Source organism: Caulobacter sp. Root487D2Y, from assembly GCF_001427165.1.
GTDB lineage: Bacteria > Pseudomonadota > Alphaproteobacteria > Caulobacterales > Caulobacteraceae > Caulobacter.
The window spans coordinates 19,189-27,710 of the sequence record NZ_LMFD01000007.1; the positions used below are offsets into that span (position 1 = coordinate 19,189).

The window sequence follows — 8,522 nt, forward strand, 5'->3', positions numbered from 1 at the left end:
TTTACTCAAAACCCACTTGACAGGTTTTTAGGGAAACCCCGCCGATGGCCCGTATCCCCGACAGCGAGATCGAGCGGCTGAAGGTGGAATCAGACCTGGTGGGGATCGTCGCGGCCTCCGGGGTGAAGCTGGAAAAGCGCGGCGCCGACCATGTCGGCCGCTGCCCGTTCCACGACGACAAAACCCCGTCGCTGGTGATCAGTCCGGACAAGAACCTGTGGCGGTGCTTTGGGGCCTGCGACGTGGGCGGCGATCCGATCGCCTGGGTGATGCGCCGCGAGGCGGTCAGCTTCCGCCACGCCGTCGAGCTGCTGAAGGGCGACTACGCGCCGAGCGGCGAGGCCCCGGCCAAGACCCGCTCCACGGTCGCCAAGCTGGCGCCGTTGGCGACGCCGGCTGAGGACGCGGCGCTGCTGGGCGAGGTCGCCGGCTTCTACCACGCAGCGCTGAAGACCACGCCCGAGGCCTTGGCCTATCTGGAGCGCCGGGGCCTGACCCATCCCGATCTGATCGACACCTTCGGCCTGGGCTACGCCGACCGGACCCTGGGCTATCGCCTGCCGCAGGCCAACCGGAAGGCCGGGGCGGAGGTCCGGGGGCGGCTCCAGGCGCTGGGCGTGCTGCGCGAAAGCGGCCACGAACACCTGCGCGGATCCTTGGTGGTCCCGACGCACGCCGTGGACGCCGCCACGGGCGGAGGCACGGTGGCCAACCTCTACGGCCGCAAGATCCGCGGCGACCTTCGGGCGGGCACGGCCGAGCACCTGTACCTGCCGGGGCCGCATCGCGGGGTCTTCAATCGCGCCGGCATCATGGGCGCTGACGAGGTGATCTTGGCCGAGGCCCTGATCGACGCCCTGACGTTCTGGTGCGCCGGCCATCGCCACGTGACCAGCGCCTACGGGGCCGGCGGCTTCACTGACGAGATCCTGGCCGCCCTGGTCGAGGCCGGGGTCAAGCGCGTGCTGATCGCCTTCGACCGCGACGCGGCCGGCGACAAGGGCGCCGTGGCCGTGGCCGAGCGGCTGGCGGCGGCCGGAATCGGGGCCTATCGGGTCAACTTCCCCAAAGGCATGGACGCCAACGCCTACGCCTTGGCCGTGACCCCGGCCGGCGCCAGCCTGGGCGCCTTGCTGCGATCGGCCGAATGGATGGCCGGTGGGACGGCCCGACACGTCGTGATCGACGAGGACGGCGTGATCCTGGGCGAGCCGGTGGAGGCTGCGCCCGGTCCCGATCTTCTCTTAGCCGCTAAGATGGAAGTGGCGGATCAGCCGAGCCATGCCGGGCCGATCCCGCCGGGGCCGTCGCCGGCGATCGAGGCTCTGGTTGGCGAGCGGGACGTGACGATCGCCTTGGGCGACCGGGCTTGGCGGGTGCGCGGGCTGGAGCGCAACGTCTCGCTGGAGGCCTTGAAGATCAACTTGCTGGTCCGGCGCGGCCAAGCCTTCCACGTCGATAGCCTGGACTTGCTGAGCGCCCGCAGCCGGGGATCGTTCGCGGCCGAGGCGGCGGCGGAGATCGACATGGCGCCCGAGGCGGTCAAGCGGGACCTGGGCCAGATCCTGCTGAAGCTCGAGGCCATGCAGGAGGAGCGCGCCCTGGCGACCAAGGCCGAAACCTCCGGTCCCGCCGCGCCAGTGCTGACGCCCGAGCGCGAAACCGCCGCCCTGGCGCTGCTGAGGTCGCCGAACCTGCTGGACCAGATCGCCGCCGACGTGGCGGCCAGCGGCGTGGTCGGCGAGGCCTGCAACGCCCTGGTGGCGTATCTGGCGGTGATCAGCCGCAAGCTGGAGAAGCCGCTGGCGGTGCTGATCCAGTCGACCAGCGCGGCGGGCAAGAGCGCCTTGATGGACGCGGTGCGGGCCCTGGCCCCGCCGGAAGAGACGGTGGCCTACTCGGCGATGACCGGCCAGAGCCTGTTCTACCTTGGCCAGGGGGACCTCAAGCACAAGGCCCTGGCCATCGCCGAGGAGGAAGGCGCGCGCCACGCCTCCTACGCCTTGAAGCTTCTGCAGAGCCAGGGAACCCTGACGATCGCCTCGACGGGCAAGGACCCGGCCAGCGGCAAACTGGTCACCCAGACCTATACGGTGGAGGGGCCGGTGGCCCTGATGATGACCACCACGGCCATTGATCTGGACGAAGAGCTGAAGAACCGCTGCCTGGTCCTGACCATTGACGAAAGCCGCGAGCAGACGAGGGCCATCCAGGATCGCCAGCGGTTCGAGGAGACCCTTGAAGGGCTGGCGGCCGGCGAGGACCGCGCCGCGATCGTGGCCCTGCACCAGGACGCCCAGCGGCTTCTTCGGCCGCTGAAGGTCGTGAATCCCTACGCCGAGCAACTGACCTTCCTGGACGACAAGACCCGCACCCGGCGCGACCATCGCAAATATCTGGGGCTGATCCGGGCCATCGCCCTGCTGCACCAGCACCAACGGCCGATCCGCCAGCTTGTGCGCCCGGGTCGCGAGGTGGTCGATTACGTCGAGGCGACGCTCAACGACATCGCCGCCGCAAACCACCTGGCCCACGCGGTGCTGGGGGTGACGCTGGACGAGCTGCCGCCGCAGACCCGCCGGCTTCTGGGCTTGGTGCGTCAGATGGTCGAGGCGCGGGCCCAGGCGGCCGGGATCAAGCCGCAGGAAGTGCGGTTCACCCGGCGCGAGGTCCGCGAGGCGACCGGCTGGGGCGACACCCAGGCCAAGGTCCACCTGGGGCGGCTGGAGGAGCTGGAATATCTGCTGCTGCGCCGCGACGCCGGCCGGTTCGTCTACGAGCTGGCCTGGGCGCGCGAGGGCGAGGCCGGCGAGCCGTTCGTCATGGGCCTGATCGACATCGAGGCCTTGAAGGCCCCGAGCCAGGCCCGAAACCGTGAGTACGACGACAACCGGGCGGGGCTGGAAGGCCAGCGGGCGGCCCTCGGTCGGGGCGCGGTCGGGGTGGTGTCGGCCCCTGGTCGGCCTGGTGAAATCCTCGCCAAACCCAGCGTGGTCAGGCTCGCCGTGCAGGATGACGCCGACGAGGCCGCGCAGGCGCATCCAGGGGCGGCGAACGGCGCGGGGTCCTACACGTACCCGCAGGCCGTGGCCGGGCGGGCCTGATGCGCGGCGTCAAATCCGCGCCGCTACCCGGGGAGAACGACCGCGACAGCCTGGCGGCGTTCCGGCGGCGCTACCTGGCCGACCTGGCGACCAGCAACTATGCGGCCGAGACCATCACCCAGCGCGGCCGGGATCTGGCGACCTTCATCCTGTGGTGCCATGAGCGGTCGATCGCCGAGCCGCGCGACGTCACCAAGCCGATCCTGGAGCGCTATCGCCGCCATCTGCACCAGTATCGCCGGGCCGACGGCGGGCCGCTGACCTTCCAGGTGCAGGCCGGGCGGCTGTCGCGGATCAAGGGCTTCTTCGCCTGGCTGGCGGCCGAAAACCACATCGTCGCCGATCCGGCCGCCGCCTTGAAGCTGCCGAAGGTGGAGCGGCGCCTGCCGGCCACGACGCTGACGGCCGACGAGACCGAGGCGGTTCTGGCCCTGCCGGACCTGACCGACCCCATGGGTCTGCGCGACCGGGCGATGCTGGAGGTGCTGTACGCCACGGCCATCCGCCGCACCGAGCTGACCCGGCTGGCCCTGCACGACATCGACCACGGCAGGGCCTTGGTGGCCGTCCGGCAGGGCAAGGGCCGGAAAGATCGCATCGTGCCCCTGGGCGCCCGCGCCAGGGCCTGGGTGGAGGTCTATCTGGAGAAGGCCCGGCCGCACCTGGTGGTCGGGCGTGATCCCGACATCCTGTTCCTGACCAGCAGCGGCCAGGCCATCGCCCCCAAGAAGCTCTCCGACAAGATCAGCGGCTATGTGCGTGCGGCCGAGCTGGGCAAGGGCGGGTCCTGCCATCTCTTCCGCCACACGGCGGCGACCTTGATGCTGGAGGGCGGGGCCGACATCCGGTTCATCCAGGAGCTGCTGGGCCACGAGAGCCTGAACACGACCCAGATCTACACCCGCGTGGCGATCGGCAAGCTGTCCGACGTCCACGCCGCCACCCATCCGGGGGCGCGCCTCCAGACCGATCAACTGGCCGCCGTCCGCGCGGCGCTGGCCACAAGCTCCGCGTCCGACGACCAGGCCTGACCGCCCGCCCCATCACCCTCTCAGCCAGCCTCTTCCCGCGCCCGCCAGGGCGTGCGAAAGCTCATGGCCAAGGTCTTTGAAAATCGAATCCGCGTGCGCCCGTGCAGGGTCATCCGCGCCGCCAAAACCGCCTCAAGGGCCAAAACGGCGCTCCGGGCATAACTCACCCGTGTGAGCCGCCGCAAAGCCAGGTGGCATAAGGGAAAATCGCCCGATCTACGGCAGGGCCACGTCGGAGGGATCTGTCTCTMCAAACCGACCCCATCGGCTATCGCAATGGCCTCAACTGGTACGCCTATGTCCACAATGATCCGCTGAATTTCAGAGATCCTACGGGGACGACGGCGTGGATCGCGGAGACGAGTTGTGGAGAATATTCCGCCGAAGGGAAAGGCGTGTCTGGCGGCTATTGCAAGACGACGTATCGCAGCGCGGGAGAGGACCGAGCGCCGCCGAGGCTCTCAGCCCCCAAACCCCAACAGGCACCAAGCCCAAATTTCGAATGTAAAACCGCGACCGATGACTGGGGTAAGGCTGCTGATGTTCTGGACGATATCAGCACAAATTCATCCGTCGTCGCGCTTGGCGCATTAGGGGCGGCAGCTTTGACTTCGGAGACGGTTTTCGGCGGCCTGGCCTTTGGCGCCATCGCGGCGACTGCTGAGGGTGTGTCGCTTGCAGCAGGTGGAGCCTCGGCTGTTATTAATTGGAATATCGGCCGTAAGGGCAATGCGGCCATGACTGCCGCAGGGCAGGTTATAGGCTTTGGTGCAGGTAGAGCGGTCGAAAAATCAGTCGCAAATCTGGCAATTGATGCGGCTTGGAAGTATAAAGCGGTGGCCGGAATTCATGGTCAGGTCGTTTCGGCCATGCTTTCCTGTAATTAGGTGATCAATGGAATTTATATTTGTTTTCCTATTTATGGTCTTCCTTGATAGAGCCCTTCCGTTTTTTATGCGGACCTATGGGGGGGCAATTTTTCCTTGGGGTAATGGGGAAGGTTTGGATAGTTTCTACAAGAAATACGGCTGGATTTCGCTTCCGAGGACGATATTTTTGCTGATGCCGGGAATGTTCTCAGGGCTTCGTGAGCACAATATTTTAAGTATGGATGCTTCGATTTTAGCGATATGCGCCTCTATGTTGTTGTGGTTCTTGAGTGCGTCTTATGATGTGTGGAGAGCGCGCCGATAACTGAGATTGGTGTTGTCAGCTTAACCGCGCGCCCCTGGGACTCCAGGGCTGGACACGGTTCGCTCGGAACGGCAGAGGCGCACGATGCGTGCTCTGTCCTTCAAGCGCCACCGGTTCCCGCCAGACGTCATCCATTACGCGGTGTGGCTCTATTTCCGCTTCACCCTGAGTTTGCGCGACGTCGAGGACCTGCTGGCCCAACGCGGGATCGAAGTGAGCTATGAGACGATCCGCTGCTGGACGATCAAGTTCGGCCCGCAGATCACCAGAAATCTGAAGCCCATTACGCGGTGTGGCTCTATTTCCGCTTCACCCTGAGTTTGCGCGACGTCGAGGACCTGCTGGCCCAACGCGGGATCGAAGTGAGCTATGAGACGATCCGCTGCTGGACGATCAAGTTCGGCCCGCAGATCRCCAGAAATCTGAAGCGCCTCCGGCCCGCGCCGTCGCCGCGCTGGCATCTGGACGAAATGGTCTGCAACGTCGGCGGAAGGCGCATGTACCTATGGCGCGCTGTCGATGACGAGGGCGAGGTTCTCGATTTGCTCGTGCAGCGCCGACGCGATACGAACGCGGCCCTAAAACTACTCAGACGCCTGCTGCGCAACCAGCCGGTTGATCCGGTCTCGATCACGACCGACGGGCTCGGTTCATACGTTGCGGCGCTGAAGGGTCTGGACCTGATCGACCTTCACCGCCCAGGTCGCTTNCCGGTTGATCCGGTCTCGATCACGACCGACGGGCTCGGTTCATACGTTGCGGCGCTGAAGGGTCTGGACCTGATCGACCTTCACCGCCCAGGTCGCTTGCGGGAAAACAACCGCGCCGAAAACTCGCACCTGCCCATCCGAAGACGCGAGCGAAAGATGCAGGGGTTCAAGTCCCAAGCCTCGGCCCAGCGGTTCCTCACCACCCATGCGGCGGTCTACAACACATTCTACGCTCAGCCCCATCTGATCCGCCGCCAGACCCTGCGCCAGTTTCGAGGCGAAGCCATGCGTGCTTGGAGCCAAGCCGTGAGCGCCTGAGCTGGACACGGTTGGGCATATCGAGGCTAGGCGGGTTAACCTGACAATGCTGCTGGCGGGGGTGACCGAGCTGGGTCAGGCGGCGTTGAACTAAGCCGGTTCCTAAAGGCGGCGCTGGAATTAGCCGAGCGACCGAACGGCTCGGCGGTCAAGCCGATTGGGAAATGTCTCCTCAACCCATTGCACCGGGCAGGGCGTTCCGCGCATAGATATGGTCAAGCTTGAGCCATTCACGAAGGATCGACGCGACTATGCGTAGAATGAGCACGATTGCCGCGTCTTCACGCCGCAGCTTTGGCTTGAGGTGCCTGTAGTGGCCCCGCCAATACGGTTATGCTTTTTGTCCTTGATGGCGCTGGCGACCGCCGCGGCAGCGACCGCGGTGCAAGCTCAGGCAAAAATCGACTATACGTACGATGCTCAGGGACAGCTAAGTTCGGTCTCTAGGGTGAATGAGATCGAATCTTACACCTATGACGCTGCGGCAAATCGCACCGGGGTTGTAGTCGTCACACGCCCGTTCGCGATCTGGGCCAGCCCCTACTTCGGGTCCAGCGCCGCGTCCGGCAACTGGGCGGGCCAGAACGTCAATCCACGCTTCATGGCCGATGTGAATGGCGACGGCGATGACGATCTGATCGGCATTGGGGGAAGCAGCGTTTACGTTGCATTCGGCCAAACCAACGGTGTCTTCTCCTATCCGGTCACCGCGACGGCCAGCATGACGCCCGCCGCCAGTTGGGCAAACAACACGACCTACCCTCGGACGGCCGCGAAGGTAAATGCTGACAGCTACGCCGACCTTGTCGGTTTTGCAGGCGACGGCGTTTATGTTGGCCTAGGTCAAGCTAACGGCGCATTCGCCACCCCCTACAAGGCCACAAGCGGCTTTGGCGTGAACAGCGGCTGGGCAAGTCAGGAAACCGTTCCCCGTTTCCTGGCGGACCTCAATCATGATGGACGCGCCGACATCATCGGAATCGCCAACGATTCCGTATGGGTCGCCCTGGGCAACGCGACAGGCGGCTTTAATGCGCAGATCCTCGCCAGCACCCAATTTACCGCGTCGCAGGGCTGGACGAGCCAGAACCTGACGCCTCGCGCCCTGGCCGACGTGAATGGCGACACCTACGGCGACCTGGTCGGCTTTGCGTCCGATGGCGTCTATGTGGCCTTGGGATTGGGCAACGGCACGTTCGCTGCAGCCTTTAAGGCCATCGCCGGCTTTGGCCAGGCAACCGGGGGATGGACAGATTTCGATACCTACCCGCGCTATGTACGAGACGTGACGGGTGATGGCTTGGCGGATGTCGTCGGTTTTGGCAGCAACTACGTCTACGTCTCGGCCGGGCAGTCCAACGGCGCCTTTGCGGCCTGGCAGAGTTATCCCACGCGATTTGTTCCGGGGATGGGTTGGGGGCCGCAGTCGATCCAGCCGCGCCTCGTCGGAGACGTCGATGGCGACCTTAAGGCCGACCTGATCGGGATCGCTCCTGACGGCGCCTACATGCAGCAGATTGTCAGCGGTGCGGCGCTCAGATCGATGGCCGGCAAATCGACGGGCGAGAACGCCTTCCCTATGGCGGCGGCGCAATCGAGCGCCGCATCGCCAGTTGAGGCTTCTCTTCAGTCGACCTTAGAGGCTACTGGATTGACCGCGACGATCCCGCTGCCTGCCTCCGAGAGCCCCAGCTTGCCGACGCCCTCCAGTCCCGCGCGCCCTAGTTCTCCGCCCTCTCAACGAACGCCCCCTAGCCCGGCTGGACCCGGCCTTGCGACACCAACCGCAGGGACGCCGCCGCTGGGGGCGCAACGCTTTGGGCCAAAGGGCGAGGCCTTGCCGACGCCCTATCCGATCGAGCCACCGCGGTAGGCGCCGCTCCGACAACCAGACGGTGTTGTCAGCTTAACCGCGCGCCCCTGGGACTCCAGGGCTGGACACGGTTCGCTCGGAACGGCAGAGGCGCACGATGCGCGCTCTGTCCTTCAAGCGCCACCGGTTCCCGCCAGACCTCACCCATTACGCGGTGTGGCTCTATTTCCGCTTCACCCTGAGTTTGCGCGACGTCGAGGACCTGCTGGCCCAACGCGGGATCGAAGTGAGCTATGAGACGATCCGCTGCTGGACGATCAAGTTCGGCCCGCAGATCACCAGAAATCTGAAG

General features: G+C 65.5%; 5 protein-coding genes and 4 pseudogenes. All 9 read left to right on the forward strand.

Annotated elements, in window-relative coordinates:
- Positions 1 to 44: 44 nt before the first annotated feature.
- Entirely contained in the window at positions 45 to 3,104 is a 3,060-nt protein-coding gene (locus ASD38_RS07510) for a CHC2 zinc finger domain-containing protein (protein WP_082560702.1), read from the forward strand.
- Complete coding sequence (gene xerC, locus ASD38_RS07515; RefSeq protein WP_056459007.1) at positions 3,104 to 4,135, forward strand: site-specific tyrosine recombinase XerC; 1,032 nt, start codon at positions 3,104 to 3,106, stop codon at positions 4,133 to 4,135. Before ASD38_RS07510 ends, xerC begins: the two co-directional genes overlap by 1 nt.
- A gap of 242 nt (positions 4,136 to 4,377) precedes the next feature.
- Positions 4,378 to 4,461, forward strand: a pseudogene (locus ASD38_RS25090) (hypothetical protein); the annotation flags it as partial.
- Positions 4,462 to 4,530: 69 nt separating this feature from the next.
- Positions 4,531 to 5,022 (forward strand): hypothetical protein, encoded by a 492-nt coding sequence (locus tag ASD38_RS23795; RefSeq protein ID WP_156390619.1) that lies wholly within the window; start codon positions 4,531 to 4,533, stop codon positions 5,020 to 5,022.
- Positions 5,023 to 5,413: 391 nt separating this feature from the next.
- A pseudogene (locus tag ASD38_RS07520) lies at positions 5,414 to 5,590 on the forward strand (IS6 family transposase); the annotation flags it as partial.
- The coding region (locus ASD38_RS24535) for an IS6 family transposase (protein WP_235523791.1) at positions 5,563 to 6,038 on the forward strand (476 nt) is incomplete at its 3' end. The pseudogene ASD38_RS07520 and the gene ASD38_RS24535, both read left to right, overlap by 28 nt.
- Before the next feature lies 1 nt (position 6,039).
- Positions 6,040 to 6,357 (forward strand): annotated as a pseudogene (locus ASD38_RS24540) (DDE-type integrase/transposase/recombinase); the annotation flags it as partial.
- A gap of 349 nt (positions 6,358 to 6,706) precedes the next feature.
- A complete protein-coding gene (locus ASD38_RS07530; RefSeq protein ID WP_156390620.1) occupies positions 6,707 to 8,230 on the forward strand; it encodes an FG-GAP repeat domain-containing protein in 1,524 nt (507 codons plus the stop codon).
- 97 nt (positions 8,231 to 8,327) lie between these two features.
- A pseudogene (locus ASD38_RS07535) lies at positions 8,328 to 8,522 on the forward strand (IS6 family transposase); the annotation flags it as partial.